This is a genomic window from Longispora urticae (assembly GCF_053902585.1).
Window position 1 is genome coordinate 94846 of record NZ_JAQZSH010000054.1, and the last position, 16684, is coordinate 111529.

Below are 16684 nucleotides of genomic sequence, written 5' to 3' on the forward strand. Positions count from 1 at the left end.
GGACACCTCCTTCGCCATCCGGACCATTCTCGCACGGCTGTTCGATATTCATGCCCCGCCGCCGTTCACTGTCAGCGTGATCCTGGCAGGTATCAGACTAGGCCGACCGGGTCGTCAGGCGTGTTCGTAGCGGGCGCGTTGGCCCGTTTCGGTGTAGCCCAGGGACTCGTAGAGCGCCGTGGCGGACGGGTTGTTCGTGGCGACCATCAGGAGGACCGAGGTCGCGCCCTCGTCGCGCATCCGGCGGGCCGACTCCGTGAGCAGCGCCCGGCCCAGGCCCCGGCGGCGCCACCCGGGGCGCACCCCCGCCTGGCCGATCGCGTGGTCGGGGCTCGCGACGCAGAAACCCGCCGGGGTGCCGTCGGCGTCGCGGGCCAGCAGCGCCCAGTCCGCGCGGAAGTCGTCCTCGTCCCCGCTGATCCAGTCGATCCACTCCTCGGCCGACCAGCCGGGGAAGCCGGGCCGGTCCCGGAAGGAGCCGTCGTACGCGGCGAAGAAGTCGGCCTCGTTGCCCGACCGCCACTCCTCCACGGTCACGCCCGGCGGGAACGGCACGACGGTCAGGTCCGCGAGCGGGCAGGTCATGACGAGCTCGCCGAAGGTGCGTTCGAGGCCGTAGCGGGTGAGGAGGCGGTCGACGGCCGGGGTCCAGGACTCCGACTCGACCCGGGGACGGGCCGCGCGGGCCAGGCTCCAGTCGAGCAGGTGCCGGCCCAGGCCGCGGCCCCGGTGGGCGGGTGCGACCTGGCCGACGATCCCGGTCAGGCCGATCCCCGGCTGGCCGGCGGTGCCGGTGGCCGGTCCGACCGGGCGGACCGCCGCGGCCGCGATCAGGGCGTCGTCCTCGAAGCCGCCGAGCGCCTCGCCGCCGAGGTACCGGCCGCGGAGGAAACCCTCGTCGGCCGACTGCGGGAGGCCGCCGTCGACGGCGAGCACCGACCGGGTCAGGGCCGCGAGGGCGGGCAGGTCGGTCACGGAGAGGGGGCGCCACTGGGTCATGCACGCAATCTAGGCCCCGCGGGGTGATCGGGCAGCCGGATTTCCCGGGAACGACCCGCTCCGCGGTCCCCCGGCCGCGTCCAGCAGCGGAAAGTGGACGGAAGACGCCGGTTGGCGGGTATCGCATGACCTGGATCACCGGCAGGGCGCAAAGGATGCCCAATCGTGATCAAGGTAATGGGAACGTGATCGTCCGGCGTGGAGGGACGTGACCCGCGCGACCCTACGCTGCGGTCGGAGGTGTCCCCATGCTCCGAATTCACTTCACCCTGGCCGATGTGGCCAACACCAGCGTCGCGACCGAACCCGACGCCGACCTCGAGCTGCGGTACGGGCTGCGGGTGCTCTTCGACGGCGGCCCCTCCCCGTTCGGGGACTGGCGGCGCGGCCTGCGCGGCCGGCTGCCCCGGGCGCTGACGGACCGGGCCGACGCGACGGCCGCCGAACGGTTCCGGGAACTGGCCGTCGCCCCGCACTGGGAGCAGATCCGTTCCCGGGTGGCCGCCGACCGGGCCGGGCGGAACCGGGCGCTGCTGGACGGCGGGACGGGGCTGCTGCTGCGTACGCTGCACCCTGCCGTGCGGTGGGACGCCCCCGTGCTGGAGGTTCCGGGGCCCGACCGGGAGGTGCGCCTCGACGGCGGCGGGCTCCTGTTGCAGCCCTCCGTGTTCTGTTGGCGGCGGCCGGAACTGCACGAGGACCGGATCCTGGTGTACCCGGCGGCGGCCGAACCCGCCCCCGAGCCCCGCGACCTGGGTGCCCTGATCGGACGGGCCCGGGCGGCGATGCTGAGCGTGTTGTCGGCGGGCGGGGCCAGTACCAGTGAACTGGCTCTCCGCACCGGGGTCTCCGCCGCCACCGCCAGCCAGCACGCGACGATCCTGCGCGCCGCCGGGGCGATCAGCACCCGCCGGGCGGGGCAGTCCGTGCTGCACTCACTGACCCCGCTCGGCGAACGGATGCTGGAGACGCGGTGACCGCCGCCCCCGGGCCGGGGCGGCGGTCAGCGGGCGTCTACGGGTTGACGTAGATGCCGGTCAGGTTGACCTGCGCGTACAGCGGGCTCATGAACGCGCCGCCCACCTTGGTGCCGTTGAGCTGGTACGCCCGGACGTAGTGCGTCGGGATGACCGGCGCGTACTCCCGCATGATCTTCTCGTCGAGGTCGCCGTAGAGCGGGGCGGCCTTCGCGCGGTCGCCCATCAGGGCCAGCTTCGCGAACTCCTCGTTGAGCGACGGGACGTTCAGGTACGACAGGTTCTGGTTGCCCGTGGGCCGGATGCCGGTGCCGTCGAAGAGCACCTGCAGCGTGCTGGCCCCGTCGGGGAAGTCCGCCGCCCAGCCGTTGGCGATCAGGTCACAGGTGGTCGCGGACGCGCCGACCACGTTGGAGTACTCCTTGGTCTCCACCGGCACCAGCGCCACGTCGAACACGCCGTCGCGCTGGAGCGCCGCCTGCACCACGGCCGCGTTCTTCTGGCCGTTGGCGGTGTTCGGGAAGCAGTAGCCCAGCTTCGGGACCTTCTTGCCCTCGACCAGCTTCTTGGCCTTGGACATGTCGCCGCTCGGGCCGGCCTGGAACACGTCGTAGTTCTTGAAGCCCGGCACGGTCTGCGCCAGGATCGTGGTCGCCGGCCGGGCCACCTTCAGCCCGCCGAGGGCCTTGACGAACGAGTCCCGGTCGAACGCGTAGTTCAGCGCCTTGCGGACGTCCAGGTCGGTGACCCGGGTCGTGTTGATGTAGACGAAGTTGGTGAACGGCGTCGCCGCCTCCATCGTCCGGCCCTTCAGCGCCGGGTCACCGGACACCGTGGAGATGTCCTGCTGCGCGACCGAGGCCGACATCACGGCCGTCCGGTCGTCGCCCTCGCTGGCCTTGAGCCGGTTGGTCTGGCTGGTGCGGTTGACGGACCAGTCGAACTTGATGGTGTCCACGTACTGGTGCCGGACCGGGTCGCTCTTCGCGTCCCAGTGCGGGTTGCGCTCCAGGACCATGAACTGGTCCTTCTTCTGCACCTGACGCTTGTAGGGGCCGGAGGCCACCCACTCGTCCTCGTACTTCTCCTTGCTGTCCTTCGCCTTCGGCACCGGGACCACGGTCGGGTACGCCGCCAGGTACGGGAACTCCGCGTGCGGCTGCGGGAACGTGAACACGATCGTCTTGTCGTCCGGCGTCTTGATCCCCGGCACGTTCAGGTCACCGGAGTACGGCCCCTTGTACGCCCGCTTCGGGTCCAGCGCGTTCTGGATGTACTGCATCCCCTGGTCGCCGTACGTGCTGAACGACCGGGCCACGCCGTAGGAGATGTCCTTCGAGGTGATCGGCGAGCCGTCCTCGAACTTGATCCCGTCGCGGAGCGTGTACGTCCACGTCTTGTCGCCGTCGGAGGACACGCCGGTGTTCGTGGCCAGGTCGCCCACCAGCTTCAGGGGACCGCCGTTGGGGTCCTCCACGAACGTGGTCAGCATGCGGAACATGACCTGGGTACCCACGTTGAGCGAGTCCGAGTAGTACATCTGCTGGGGGTCGAAGTGCTGGAACTCGCCGTCCTGCAGCCAGTTGATCTGGCCGCCCTTCTTCGCGCCCGGAACCTCCGGCGCCGGGGTCGGCGTCTTGCCCTCGCGGTCGATGATGATGTCCTGCTTGACTGCGTTCTTGTCGCCGTCCGTGCCCGTGTTTCCTGTGCTCTCGCACCCGGTGAGGGCAAGGCCGACGGCCAGTGCGCCCACGACGAGCTGTACTGCGCTCCGCCGCATCACGGCCTCCTGTGTCGAGTCGGATCTCCTGGTCCGACCGTAGGAAGCGGGGCGCGCGGGAGGGTAGGCCTTTCGTTCCCAGCCTTACTGTCACGGCGGGGTCTCACGGAGGTCGCGGCCCGGGCACCCGGCAGGGTGCCCGGCGACCGGCGGCTCAGCGGGCGATCTGGACGACCACCTCGGTGTCCGTCACGTTCTGCACGGTGACCTTCATCCCGGCCACGTCGGTCTCCTGCGACACCGGCGCGGTGATCTCCTGGCCGGCCACGGACATCTTGACCTGGCCGTTGTCCACGCCGACGAACTTCACCTCGACACCGAGGATGCTGGTCGACGCCGCGACACCCCGGTCGAAGGTGACGGTGCAAGAGTCGAGGCTGCAACTGGTCTTCGCCCCGTCGGAGCTGCAGGCGGCCAGGGCGGGGACGGCCAGGAACAGGGCCAGCAGGGCGGCGGCGATGTTTCCACGTGTCTTCACGGGACCAAGAGTAGGCGACGCCCGGTAGGCTACTCAGCGTGACGGGCAGACTTGAGCCAGCGAACGTGCGGTTGCCGCTGCCCGAGGTCGGGCCGCTGCGCCGGATGGGCCGCCGGGTACTGATCGCGCTGGCCCTGCTCGCGGTGATGTTCGTGGCCGTGGCGGTGGACCTCGACGGGTACAAGGACAACAACCACGAGAGCCTGGACCTGCTCGGCGCGCTCTACTACGCGACCGTCAGCCTGTCCACGACCGGCTACGGCGACATCGTCCCCGTCAGCGACACCGCCCGGATCGTCAACATCCTGGTCGTCACCCCGCTGCGGGTGGCCTTCCTGGTCGTCCTGATCGGGACCACCTTCGAGGTACTGACCGAACGCACCCGCCAGCAGTGGCGGCTCACCCGGTGGAGGTCCACGTTGCGCGCACACACCGTCGTCGTCGGCTACGGCACGAAGGGGCGCAGCGCCATCGACACGCTGGTCCGCAACGGGGTGCCGGTGGGGCAGATCGTGGTCGTGGACCGCAACTCGGAGCTGGTCAAGGAGGCGACGGCGGACGGGTACGCGGGCGTGCTCGGCGACGCGACCCGCAGCAGTGTGCTCCGGCACGCGTCCGCCGGGGCGGCCAGCCACATCATCGTGGCCGCGGACCGGGACGACACCGCGGTCCTCGTCACCCTGACCGCCCGCCAGCTCAACAAGGACGCCGTGATCGCGGTCAGCGTCCGCGAGGCCGAGAACGGGCCGCTGGTCCGGCAGAGCGGCGCGACCTCGGTGATCACCTCCTCGGAGGCGGCCGGCCGGCTGCTCGGGGTGGCCACCACGAACCCGGAGATCTCCGACACGATGTCGGAGCTGCTGGTCCCCGGCGAGGGGCTCGACATCGTGGAGCGGGCGCCGACGGCCGGGGAGGTCGGGAAGCCGCCGGCCGAGTGCGACGCGCTGATCGTGGCGATCCTGCGGGCGGGGCGCAAGTACCACTACGACCAGGTGACGACCATCGAGGCCGGGGACCTGCTCGTCGTCATCACGACGTAGCGGGGGCCCGCCCGGACGTCGTCCGGCCGTCGCCACCGGGTGCCGGCCGCCAGCCGAGACCCCGCAACTCGGCGATCCTGCGCCTCAGGAACGTCTCCGCCGTCGTACCCTCCGTGAGGACCACCTCCGCCGCGGGATGCAGGAAGAGCGGGAACGACAGCCGCGAACCCGATGCCTCGTTTTCGCGGGGATGGCGCACCCGATGCGGCGTCGCGGGAAAGTACCCGCCGCTGAGGAGTTCCAGCATTTCCCCCACGTTGATGACGAGTGACCCCTCCGAGCGCGGAATCTCGTGCCAATGGCCGTGGACGTCCTGCACCTCGAGGCCGGGCTCACTGGGCGTGGGCAGAATGGTGATCAGGTTGAGGTCCATGTGCGCGACCGCGCGCAGCGGGCCGGCCCGCAACCCCGCGTCCAGAGGTAGGTAGTGCTGAATGCGCAGGACCGACCCGGAGGAGCCGTCCAGCATGCGCGCCACCGGGGTGCCGCAGTGGCTGGACAGGTCCCGGGGCGTGTGCGACTGCAACCAGGTCAGCAGCGTCCTGGCCAGGGCCAGCGCGGCGTCGAAGTGCCGGAGCGCCTGGTCCGACACCTCCCCGGGGTAGACCCCTCCGGGGCGGACGTGGAAGAACTCCTTGTGATCGCGGGACGGCTCGCCCTCCGGCGCCGGGTCGGGCGGGAAGTAGCCGTCCTGCCCGACCGTGTTCCGGTAGCCGAACTTCGCCCCGCCGCCGAAGAACCGCAGCCACTCGACGGCCATCGCCGAGACGTGCCCGGGGGGAACCGGATGCCGGGTGAGGACGGCGAAACCAGTTTCGTGCAGCGATCGGGTGAATTCCTCGGGCGCGTGCGCGCCGGCGCAGTCGATCATGGCGATACGCATCCATTCATATTAATGCCTCCCGCTCGGGCGCAGGACCCGTCGACGCCGCGCCGCACGACCCGGGTGCGAACCTGGGCGGCCCGGCGGCGGCGCGGGCGGCGGTAGGGCACGATGGGGCACATGACGCAGAGCGATCCCGTTGGCCTCGTGCTCGGCACGGTGGACGCCACGCCCCTGGCCTTCTGGGTGGCCGTCAGACCGGGGGCGTACCTGCAACTGGACGATGTCGTCGTCACCCGGCGTGAGGTGCCCGGCCGCGAGCCGGTGGCGATCTCCGGGGTGGTGACCCAGGTCAGGGCCCGGCACGAGGGCGCGCAGTTCGAGTCGGACGTGTTCGCGATCTCCGCCGGTCAGCTGCCCGCCGAGGTGCAGGAGGCGGCAGAGGTGACCACGACCCGGGTCGAGCCCGAGGTGTACGTGCCGCCGCGCCCCGGCAGCGCCGTGCACCGGGCGACGGGCGACGAGCGGGCCTCCGCGCTGTACTTCGACCGGATGGAGCGCCGGATCCCCCTCGGCCTGGGCCGGGACGGCGCGGCGGTGTTCCTCAACGCGGACTTCCTCGACGGCACCCGGGGCGCGCACGTGTCCATCTCGGGCATCTCGGGCGTGGCCACCAAGACGAGCTTCGCGACCTGGCTGCTGTACTCCGTGTTCCACTCCGGGGTGCTCGGCGCGGAGGTCGCCAACACCAAGGCGCTGATCTTCAACGTGAAGGGCGAGGACCTGCTGCTCCTCGACCACCCGAACGCGAAGCTGGACGACGACACCCGGGCGAAGTACGCGGAGCTGGGGATGCCGGCCGGGCCGTTCCGGTCGGTGGCCGTGTTCGCGCCGCCGCGCGCCGGGTCGGCCGCCGGCACCCCGGACGTGGCGTGCCGGACGACGGGCGTGGACGCCTTCTACTGGACCCTCGCCGACTTCTGTTCCCTGCGGTTGCTGCCGTTCGTGTTCGCCGACGCCGACGACGAGCGGCAGCAGTACACGATGGTGGTGCACCAGGTCGCCGCGCACCTGGCGAAGGTGGCCACGCCGGCCGACGGCGGGGTGGTGGTCGACGGCCAGCGGCTCAACTCGTACGAGGACCTGGTCGACTACGTGTGCGCGCAGCTCGCCGACGAGGAGACCCGCACCACCTGGGGCGGTCAGGCCATCGGGCTGGGCACGGTGAACGCGTTCAGCCGGCGCCTGATCGGCAGCAAGAAGGACCTGGGCCGGCTGATCCGGGGCGACCTGCCGCGCCGGCCGCACGGCATCGACACGTCCGAGGCGCAGGTCAGCGTCGTGGACCTGCACAACCTGCCCGACCGGGCGCAGCGGTTCGTGGTCGGTGTCACGCTGCGGACGGAGTTCGAGCGCAAGGAGAAGGCGGGCTCGGCGAAGCCGTTGCAGTTCGTGGTGCTCGACGAGCTGAACAAGTACGCGCCGCGGGACGGGACGAGCCCGATCAAGGAGATCCTGCTCGACATCGCCGAGCGGGGCCGGTCGCTGGGCGTGATCCTGATCGGCGCGCAGCAGACCGCCAGCGAGGTGGAGCGCCGGATCGTCGGCAACTCGGCGGTGCGGGTGGTCGGCCGGCTGGACCCGGCGGAGGCGTCCCGGCCGGAGTACGGCTTCCTGCCGGCCTCGCAGCGCCAGCGGGTGCTGCTGGCCAAGCCGGGCACGATGTTCATCGCGCAGCCGGAGATCCCGGTGCCGCTGGTCGTGGAGTTCCCGTTCCCGTCGTGGGCGACCCGGCCCAGCGAGGCGGGGGCGATGCCGGTCGGCGCGCAGCGTTCGGTGACGCAGGGTGCGGACCCGTTCTCGCTGGCCGGGGACGACCTGGACGACATCCCGTTCTAGACCGGCGAGAGCGCACCGGCGTGCCTGCCCGTGATGATCGGCGCCGATGGGGCACGATGGCACACATGAGCGAACCGGCGGCCCGGACGGAGTGCGCGTGAAGATTCTGCACACCTCCGACTGGCATGTCGGAAAGGTCCTGAAAGGCAATGCCAGAGCAGAGGAGCACATCCGGGTACTGGGCGAGCTCGTCGAGCTGTGCGCCGCCGAGCACCCGGACCTGGTGATCGTCGCCGGTGACCTCTACGACACGGCCGCCCCGGGCGCGGAGTCCCAGAAGCTGGTGGTCCGCACCCTGTCCGCACTGCGCCGCAATGCCGGGGCGGTGGTGGCGATCGCCGGCAACCACGACAACGGCCCCGCGCTGGAGGCGCACCGCAGCTGGGCGGAGGCGGCCGGCATCTCGATGCGCGGCATCATCAGCCGGGACCTGCTGATCACCGGCATCACCGACGCGGGCGAACCGTGGAGGTGCGCGGCCCTGCCCTGGCTGTCGCAGCGCTACGCGGTCCGGGCCACCGAGATGTTCGACCTGACCTCCGCCGAGGCCGACCAGCTGTACGCCGACCACGTCGCCCGGCTGGTCCGCGCGCTGACGAAGGACCAGACCGGCGACTCGGTGAACCTGCTCACCGCGCACCTGACCATGGTCGGCGGCCGGATGGGCGGCGGGGAACGCGAGGCGCACACCGTGGCGCAGTACGCGGTGCCGACCGCCGTGTTCCCGACCAGCACGCACTACGTGGCCCTCGGGCACCTGCACCGCACCCAGGACGTGGTGGGCCCGACCCGGGTGCAGTACTCGGGCAGCCCGCTCGCCGTGGACTTCGGCGAGGCCGACAACCAGCCGTCCGCCGTGCTGGTGGAGGTGTCCCCCGACACCCCGGCGAAGGTCCGCCCGGTGCCGATCCGCAGCGCCCGGGAACTCAGGACCGTGCGCGGCACCCTGGAGGAGCTGCGCGCCCTGGACACCGGCGACGCCTGGCTGCGGGCGTACGTCTCGGAGAAGCCCCGGGCCGGCCTGCGCGAGGAGGCCCAGTCCTTCCTGCCGAACGCGCTGGAGATCCGGGTCGACCCGGCGATGCTCGCCGACGCCCGGAAGGCCGACCGGGCGGTGCGGGCCGGGCGGGGCGCGAAGGAACTGTTCTCCAGCTACCTGACCGAGGCCGGCCACGACGACCCCGCGGTCGCCGAGCTGTTCGACAAGATCTACACGGAGCTGCACTGATGCGTCCGCTACGGCTCGACGTCGCCGGCTTCACGGTGTTCCGGGAGCCGGCGACCCTGGATCTGACCGGCGCGGACCTGTTCGCCCTGGTCGGGCCCACGGGTTCGGGCAAGTCCACCCTGCTGGACGCGATCTGCTTCGCCCTGTACGGCACGGTGCCCCGGTCCGGGAAGCGCGGCGGGGTGGGCGGCGTGCTCGGCCCCTCGGCCGCCGAGGCCCGGGTGCGGCTCGTGTTCGAGGCGGGCGGCGCGCGGTACGTGGCGACCCGGGTGGTCCGCCGGATCGGCAAGGCCGGCACCCCGCAGACCAAACACGCGGGGCTGGAGCGGCTGCACCCCGACTTCGACCTGTCCACCCTGGACACCGGGCTGGACGCCGAGCAGCTCGGGGACGTGCTGGCCGGTTCGCCCAGCGAGATGGACGCGGCGGTGGAGAAGGCCGTCGGGCTGCCGTACGAGCAGTTCGTGACGTGCGTGATCCTGCCGCAGGGCGCGTTCGCCGAGTTCCTGCACGCCACGCCCGCGAGCCGGCAGCAGATCCTGGTCAACCTGCTCGGCCTGGGCGTCTACGACTCCGTCCGGGAGCGGGCCCACGAGGTCGCGCTCGTCGCCGAGGGCGAGCTGAAGTCGATCGAGCGCCAACTGGCCGGCGGGGTGCCGACCGACGAGGCGCTCGCCGACGCCAGCCGGCGGCTGGAGCAGCTGGGCGCGCTCGCCGCCGACGTGGACGCGGCGCTGCCGGGCCTGGCCGGGGCGGAGAGCGCCGCCGACGAGGCCGCCAGGGCCCTGCGCGCCGCCGAGGAGCAGCTCCGCACCATCGGCGCGGTCACCGCCCCCGCCGACACGGACACCCTGGTGGTCCGGGCCACCGACGCGCTCGCGGCCGTCGCGCGCGCCGACGCGGAGGTCGCCGCCGCCGAGGCCGCCGAGGAGCAGCTCCTCCGCGCCCGGGACACCGCCGGCGACCCGGCGAGCCTGGCCAAACTCCTCGACGCGTACGAGCGGGCCGACGAGATCCCCGCCGAGATCGACCGGCACGCCGCCGCGCTGACCCTCGCCGAGGGCGCGCACGCCGCCGCCACGTCCACGCTGGAGGGTGCCGCGCGGGCCCTGAGTGCGGCCGAGGCGGCCCGGGACGCGGCCCGGACCGGGGAACTCGCGGCGGCCCTGCGCGGCCATCTGCGGGCCGGTGACGACTGCCCGGTGTGCCTGCGGACGGTGGACGAGGTGCCCGGCGTACCCGCCAGCGCGCTGTTGACCGCCGCCGAGCGGGACGTGACCACGGCCCGGACCGGGCACGAGTCCGCCCTGCGCCGGCACCGCGACACCGACCGGGAGGAGGCCGCGGCCCGCACGAAGCTCGACGACGCCCGGGCCCGGCTGGAACGGGCCACGGCCTGGTTCGTCGGCAAGCCGGACCGGGTGGAGGTCGCCGCGTCCCTGGCCGCCGCGCACGACCTCACCAAGCGCCTCGACGCGGCCGGCACCGAACTGCGCACCCTGCGCAGACACCGCCTGACCTGCGGCAACGAGCTCGACGCCGCCCGGGGGGCCGTGCAGCGCGCCTGGGCCGGCTACGACCGGGTCCGCGACGGGCTGTCCGTGCTCGGCCCGCCGGCCGCCGACCGCGAGGACCTGGCCGGCTCCTGGGCCGCGCTCGCCGCCTGGGCCGCCGACCGGGCCGCGACACTGCGGGCCGCCCGCGACGGGGCCGCGCTGGTCGCGTCGGGGGCCGCCGGGGCGCTGACCGCCGCCCGGGCCGCCGTCGACGCGCTGTTCGCCGCCGCCGAGGTGCCCCGGACCGGCAGCCCGGTGCGGGACGCCGCCGTCGCCGTCGAACGCGCGTCCGCGCTGCTCGCGGGCCTGACCGACGCCCGGGACCGGGCCGCCCGGCTCCGCACCGAGCGCGACGGGCACGAGCGGGACGTCACGGTCGCCAAGGCCCTCGCCCAGCACCTCAACGCCAACAACTTCAAGCGCTGGCTGCTCGCCGAGGCCCTCGACCAGCTCGTGGACGGCGCGTCGACGCTGCTGATGGAGCTGTCCTCGGGGCAGTACGAGCTGGGGCACGACAAGGGCGACTTCTACGTCGTCGACCACCACGACGCCGAACAGCACCGCGCGGTGCGCACCCTGTCCGGCGGGGAGACGTTCCAGGCGTCCCTCGCCCTGGCCCTGGCGCTGTCCGACCGGCTGGCCGGGATGTCCAGCAACGCCACCACCCTCGGCGCGATCATCCTCGACGAGGGGTTCGGCACCCTCGACGGTGCCACGCTGGACGTGGTGGCCGCGACGCTGGAGAACCTGGCCGCGCGCGGCGACCGGCTCGTGGGCGTCGTCACCCACGTCCCCGCGCTGGCCGAACGGATCCCGGTGCGCTACGAGGTGCGCAAGAACGCGCAGAGCGCCTATGTGGAGCGGGTGACCTGAGAGATGTCCGGTGTGAGAATGCACGTCGACACGTGGGATCCCGGCTACGGGACCTCCCTCTCCGGCGACGACCGGACGCCCAGCAAGACCGAGGTCGAGACCGACCTGGAGATGTCGGACTGGCGGCCGGTCACCCCCGGCACCGTCGCCGAGGCCCGGCTGATCCGGCTGGTCGACGGGGTCCGGCGGATCGACGCCCGGGTCTGGCTCGACTCGGGCGAACCGGGCCCGCCGAGCCTGGGCGTCGCCGCCTCCTACGCCGCCGGGGTGGTCACCTGCGACCTCGCCGCCGGCAGCGCCACCCTGGACGCCCCGCTGGTCGAGCGGGCCCTGTTCACCGCCGAGCGGGTCGCCGCGATGCCGGTGCGCGGCGCCACGTACATCTCCGTGCCGGTCGGCAGCGACGACCCGGCCAAGCTGGACGCCGGGATCCAGGCCAAGCTGCGCGAGCTGGAGATCCGGGTCGCCCAGCAGGCCGGGGACGACCACGACCTCCTGATCGTGGACGGGCCGTTGCAGGGCCGGTCCTCGCTGCCCCGGGTGCTGGGGTACATCAAGACGCACCGGGCGCAGTACCTGCCGCCGTCGCACACGTCGGTCGTCAACGTGCTGGACTCCGGGCAGCGCACGCCCATCTTCCGGCTGGGCAGCCCGTTCCCCCGGCTGAGCTGGTACGTGCAGCTGCCCGGCGGGGACGGCGCGCCCTGGGCCGGGGTGGTGCGGGTCGAGTGCCCGGCGGAGCTGTCGCTGGCCGAGGCCGTCGCGCTCGCCGACCTGTCGGCCGTGACCCTGCCCCGGCTGGCGTCCAGCCCCTACAAGGACCCGCGCGCCCCGCAGAACCTGCTGCCGATCGGCGGCCTGGAACGGCGGCTCCGGGCGCTGCTCGGCGACGCGCGACTCCTGCACCGTTCGCTGCGACTCGCCGTGGTCTGAACAAGTCTTGGTTCGTACCCGTCACCTCCTGGATATGTTCTCGTTTTCCAATTTGGGAGGTCATATTCATGTACGCCTTTGTGCATCACGACAATCACGGTCACTTCCTCGACGTCCGGACGGACGGCCGCCGGTGGCAGGTGCCCCTCGACGCCGCCGAGTCCGACTGCCTGGCCCAGGTGCTCACCGGGGTGTATCCCCCGCCGCCCGGCGACCTGGCCGACCTGCGGCGACTCGTCCTCGACGTGACGGGCCGCGACCCGCTGCGCTGATACCGTTGCCCGGATGTCCACGGGGAACAGAAGTGTCGCGGTCCTGCTCGTCCTGACGGCGGCACTCGCCGGCTGTACCGGCCCGACGGGCCGGTGGGACGAGCCGGCCCCGAAACCGTCCGGCGCGGCCCGGGTTCTGGAGTGGACCCCGTGCCGGGGCCTGCGGGTTCCCGCGAACACCGCCCTCGACTGCGGCACCCTCACCGTCCCGCAGGACTGGGCCCAGCCGGCCGGCGCGACCCTGGACCTGGCACTGATCCGGGCCCGCCGCACCGGCCAGCGGGACCGGATCGGCTCGCTCGTGCTGAACCCGGGCGGGCCGGGCTCCTCGGGCGTGGACTACGCGGCGTACTTCGCCTCGGCCGCCCCCGTCGAGCTGCTCCGCCGGTTCGACGTGATCGGGTTCGACCCGCGCGGCGTGGGCCGGTCCACCCCGGTCGAGTGCGTGTCCGACGCCGACAAGGACGCCGCGACCGCCGCCGAGCCCGACCCGGTGAGCGACGCCCAGTTCGCCGAGGTGGCCGCGCAGTTCCGCAGGATCGGCGAGGGCTGCGGGGCGAAGTACGGCACCACCCTCAAGGTGTACTCGACCCGGCAGACCGCCCAGGACATCGAGGCGATCCGGGTGGCCGTGGGCGACGAGAAGCTCACCTACCTGGGCTACTCGTACGGCACGCTGCTCGGCGCGGTCTACGCGCACCGGTACCCGGGGAAGGTCCGGGCCGCCGTGCTCGACGGGGCCGTGGACCCGGACAAGGACGCCGTCGCCTCCGCCGAGGGCCAGGCCGCCGGCTTCGAGCGCGCGTTCACCCACTTCGCCGCCTGGTGTAGGACGGCGGGCTCGACCTGCCCGCTCGGCGGCGACGCCCGGGCCACAGTGGACCGGATCATGGCCGCCGCCCGCCGGGAACCTGCCGCGCGCGGCTCCCGGAAGGCCACCGCCGGCTGGGTGTTCCTGGCCATCGTCGGCTCCCTGTACCAGCGGGGCGACTGGCCCGAACTCGCCCGCGCCCTGGCCGACGTGCGCGACGGGAACCCCGACCGGGTGTTCACGATCGCCGACGGGTACTACGGCCGCGACGCCAAGGGGCACTACTCCAACCTGCTGGACGCCAACACCGCCGTGAACTGCGCGGACTCCGCGAAGGACCCGACCGCCGAGCAGGTCCGGGCGTTGCAGGGCCAGTGGCGGGCGAAGTACCCGCTGTTCGGCGCGAACCTCGCCATCGGGCTGCTGAGCTGCGTCTACTGGCCGGGCGGGCGCGACCCGTACGCCGCCGGGGCCGCCACCGGCGCGCCGCCCCTGCTCGTGGTCGGCACCCGGGGCGACCCGGCGACGCCGTACGAGCAGACGCCCACGCTCGCGAGGCTGCTCGGGACCGGGCGGGTGCTGACCTGGGACGGCGAGGGGCACACGGCGTACCCGGAGACGCGGTGCGTGACCGAGGCGGTCAACCGGTACCTGATCGAGCTGGTGGCCCCGGCCCCGGACACGGTATGCCCCGCCACCTGATCCTGCGGCTGCCGTCCGGGTCGGGGCACGTGCTGTGGTCGGGGCGGGACTTCCTCGGCGGCCCCGACACGGTGTACCTGTTCCCCACGGCCGAGGCCCTGGCCGGGCACCTGGGCGGGCGCCCCGCGCCGTCCAGCCCGGCGGAGGCGCCGGAGGGGACCCCGGCCGACCGCCCTCCTCCGGAGGAGGGTCGGGACACCGCACCCGTACCCGTCGTCGAGGTCTTCGATCTGTTCGGGATCGGCCGGATCCTCGCCGCGTCCCTGCCCACCGAGGCCCGCCCGCAGTATCTGAACCCGGCCGGCGGGTGGGAGCCGCTGCCCGCCGACAGCACCGGCTCGGTGGCCCCGGAGGCGCTCGACGCGGCGGTGACGATGCTCGGCGCGCTGTTCGCCAGCCGCGGCCGGCCCCTCGCGCTGCTGGCCGCGCCCCGGGTGCTGTCCGCGACGAGCCTGGTCACGGAGGCCGCCGAGCGGGCCGGCCGGCTCGACGCCGGGGTGCTCGGCGCGGTGGCGGCCCCGCACCGGTACCGGGCGGTGTCCTGGTGGTGGCAGGTCCTCGAGGCCACCGAACGGATCATGGATCGTAGGATCGGGACATGATCTTCCGCGACGCCACCCGGGCCGACCTGCCCACGATCCTCGCCCTGCTCGCCGACGACCCGCTCGGCGCCCGCCGCGAGACCGGGGTGGTCGACGCCCGGCACGAGAAGGCGTTCGCCGACATCTCCGCCGACCCGCGCAACCGGCTGATCGTGCTGGACGACGACGGGGAGGTGGTCGGCTGCGCGCAGCTGACGTTCATCCCCGGGATCAGCCGGCAGGGCGCGGAGCGGGCGCTGATCGAGGCGGTCCGGATCCGGGCCGACCGGCGGGGCGGGGGCCTGGGCCGGCGGATGTTCGAGTGGCTGATCGAGACGTCCCGGGAGCACGGCTGCGCGTTGGTCCAGCTGACCACGGACAAGTCGCGGACCGACGCGCAGCGGTTCTACACGGACCTCGGGTTCGTGGCCAGCCACGAGGGCATGAAGCTCACCCTGCCGGCGGGACCGGGCGCGCCCGTGTAGTGCCCCCTGCCCGACCGTGGTCAGCAGGCCGTGAAGTAGACGGTCCGGTAGCCGGTGGTCGCGCCCCACGAGCCGGCGGAGCCGCAGCCCGCATTCCACGTCTGGCCGATGAGCTGCGTCTTGGCGGCGTCCGAGAAGTAGGCGTAGACGACCATGAAAGGGCCCTCGGGAAAGGCCTGGGCGGGGACGGCGGTGGCCGTGAGCCCCGCGACGACGAGTGCGCCGACGAGCATCGCGCGACGGATCATGTCTGAGTCCTCTCTGGACGGTGGGTGCCGTCATCGTCGCGCCCCACCACCCCCAGGTCAATGACCAACCTCAATGTCCGTCGGGTACGGCCCGGTATCGTCTCCGACATGACATCTACCTTCGTGCTCGGCGGAGAGCACACGGTCAACCGGCTCGCGTTCGGGGCCATGCAGATCACCGGCACCGGCGTCTGGGGCCCGCCGGCCGACCACGACGAGGCGGTCCGGGTGCTGCGCCGCGCCGTCGACCTCGGGGTGAACCTGATCGACACGGCCGACTCGTACGGGCCCGCGGTGTCGGAGGAGCTGATCGCCGAGGCGCTGTACCCGTACCCGGAGAATCTGGTCATCGCGACCAAGGGCGGCTTCAACCGGCCCGGCCCCGGGCGGTGGGTGATGGACGGCCACGACCTGCGGGCCAAGGTCGAGGACAGCCTCCGCCGGCTGAGGCTGGAGCGGATCGACCTCTACCAGCTGCACCGGGTCGACCCCACCCGGCCGGCGGAGGAGCAGTTCGGCGAGCTGGCCGACCTGCGGCGGGAGGGCAAGATCGGGCACGTCGGGCTGTCCGAGGTGACGGTCGAGGTGATCGAGCAGGCCCGCGAGTACGTGCCGGTCGTGAGCGTGCAGAACATGTACAACCTGGTCGAACGGGACTGGGAGCCCGTCGTCGACCACTGCGAGAAGCACGGGATCGCGTTCTTCCCGTGGTACCCGATCGCGACCGGCGACCTGGCCCGGCCCGGCGGCCCGCTGGAGGAGATCGCGCGCAACCACGCCGCGACGCCGGTGCAGCTGGCGCTGGCGTGGCTGCTGCGCCGGTCGCCGGTGATGCTGCCGATCCCGGGGACGTCGAAGGTGGCGCACCTGGAGGAGAACATGGGGGCCCGGGCGGTCGAGCTGACCGACGAGGAGTTCGCGGCCATCTCGGCCCTGACCCGCTGACCGAGCCGTGGGGGGCGCCGGGCGCCCGGCGGCCCCSCCGGCGGGGGGGGGGGS

General features: G+C 73.0%; 16 protein-coding genes. 11 read left to right on the forward strand and 5 right to left on the reverse strand.

The features are described 5' to 3' along the window. Positions 1–114 precede the first annotated feature (114 nt). Positions 115–999: a GNAT family N-acetyltransferase gene (locus PT931_RS34755; RefSeq protein WP_456249962.1), complete on the reverse strand. Its 885-nt coding sequence runs from the start codon at positions 997–999 to the stop codon at positions 115–117. 248 nt (positions 1000–1247) lie between these two features. On the opposite strand from PT931_RS34755, the gene PT931_RS34760 reads away from it, so the two are divergent. Further along, on the forward strand, positions 1248–1976 hold the full coding sequence (locus PT931_RS34760) for an ArsR/SmtB family transcription factor (RefSeq protein WP_456249963.1): 729 nt from the start codon (positions 1248–1250) through the stop codon (positions 1974–1976). A gap of 37 nt (positions 1977–2013) precedes the next feature. Here the strand turns inward: PT931_RS34760 and PT931_RS34765 are convergent, their stop codons facing one another. Together PT931_RS34765 and PT931_RS34770 are read right to left on the reverse strand one after the other, a co-directional pair. Then, positions 2014–3756 carry an ABC transporter substrate-binding protein gene (locus PT931_RS34765; protein ID WP_456249964.1) on the reverse strand — a complete coding sequence of 581 codons (1743 nt, stop codon included), beginning with the start codon at positions 3754–3756 and terminating at the stop codon, positions 2014–2016. Positions 3757–3910: 154 nt separating this feature from the next. Then, positions 3911–4234: a hypothetical protein gene (locus tag PT931_RS34770; protein WP_456249965.1), complete on the reverse strand. Its 324-nt coding sequence runs from the start codon at positions 4232–4234 to the stop codon at positions 3911–3913. A 38-nt stretch (positions 4235–4272) separates the two neighbouring features. Here PT931_RS34770 and PT931_RS34775 point away from each other — a divergent pair, with 38 nt between their 5' ends. Next, positions 4273–5274: a potassium channel family protein gene (locus PT931_RS34775; protein ID WP_456249966.1), complete on the forward strand. Its 1002-nt coding sequence runs from the start codon at positions 4273–4275 to the stop codon at positions 5272–5274. Here PT931_RS34775 and PT931_RS34780 read toward each other — a convergent pair. Further along, positions 5264–6157: a 2OG-Fe(II) oxygenase family protein gene (locus tag PT931_RS34780; RefSeq protein WP_456249967.1), complete on the reverse strand. Its 894-nt coding sequence runs from the start codon at positions 6155–6157 to the stop codon at positions 5264–5266. The two genes, PT931_RS34775 and PT931_RS34780, sit on opposite strands and share 11 nt — an antisense overlap. Positions 6158–6277: 120 nt before the next feature. On the opposite strand from PT931_RS34780, the gene PT931_RS34785 reads away from it, so the two are divergent. From PT931_RS34785 to PT931_RS34820, 8 genes are all read left to right on the forward strand, one after another. After that, complete coding sequence (locus tag PT931_RS34785) at positions 6278–7996, forward strand: ATP-binding protein (RefSeq protein WP_456249968.1); 1719 nt, start codon at positions 6278–6280, stop codon at positions 7994–7996. A gap of 97 nt (positions 7997–8093) precedes the next feature. Next, positions 8094–9224, forward strand: coding sequence for a metallophosphoesterase family protein (locus PT931_RS34790; RefSeq protein WP_456249969.1), 1131 nt, complete (start codon positions 8094–8096; stop codon positions 9222–9224). After that, positions 9224–11653, forward strand: a complete 2430-nt coding sequence (locus PT931_RS34795; protein ID WP_456249970.1) for an AAA family ATPase — start codon at positions 9224–9226, stop codon at positions 11651–11653. Before PT931_RS34790 ends, PT931_RS34795 begins: the two co-directional genes overlap by 1 nt. A gap of 3 nt (positions 11654–11656) precedes the next feature. Beyond that, positions 11657–12586 (forward strand): DNA double-strand break repair nuclease NurA, encoded by a 930-nt coding sequence (locus tag PT931_RS34800; protein ID WP_456249971.1) that lies wholly within the window; start codon positions 11657–11659, stop codon positions 12584–12586. An 80-nt stretch (positions 12587–12666) separates the two neighbouring features. Continuing rightward, the gene (locus PT931_RS34805) at positions 12667–12858 is read left to right on the forward strand and encodes a hypothetical protein (protein ID WP_363726226.1); all 192 of its coding nucleotides are present in this window, start codon (positions 12667–12669) and stop codon (positions 12856–12858) included. A gap of 13 nt (positions 12859–12871) precedes the next feature. Then, entirely contained in the window at positions 12872–14371 is a 1500-nt protein-coding gene (locus tag PT931_RS34810) for an alpha/beta hydrolase (protein ID WP_456249972.1), read from the forward strand. Then, positions 14356–14973: a hypothetical protein gene (locus PT931_RS34815; RefSeq protein ID WP_456249973.1), complete on the forward strand. Its 618-nt coding sequence runs from the start codon at positions 14356–14358 to the stop codon at positions 14971–14973. Before PT931_RS34810 ends, PT931_RS34815 begins: the two co-directional genes overlap by 16 nt. Beyond that, the gene (locus PT931_RS34820) at positions 14970–15437 is read left to right on the forward strand and encodes an N-acetyltransferase family protein (RefSeq protein ID WP_456249974.1); all 468 of its coding nucleotides are present in this window, start codon (positions 14970–14972) and stop codon (positions 15435–15437) included. Before PT931_RS34815 ends, PT931_RS34820 begins: the two co-directional genes overlap by 4 nt. Before the next feature lie 20 nt (positions 15438–15457). Here PT931_RS34820 and PT931_RS34825 read toward each other — a convergent pair whose 3' ends face one another. After that, positions 15458–15685, reverse strand: a complete 228-nt coding sequence (locus PT931_RS34825; RefSeq protein ID WP_456249975.1) for a DUF6289 family protein — start codon at positions 15683–15685, stop codon at positions 15458–15460. A gap of 108 nt (positions 15686–15793) precedes the next feature. Between PT931_RS34825 and PT931_RS34830 the strand changes: the two genes are divergently transcribed. Then, the gene (locus PT931_RS34830; RefSeq protein ID WP_456249976.1) at positions 15794–16630 is read left to right on the forward strand and encodes an aldo/keto reductase; all 837 of its coding nucleotides are present in this window, start codon (positions 15794–15796) and stop codon (positions 16628–16630) included. Positions 16631–16684: the final 54 nt, after the last annotated feature.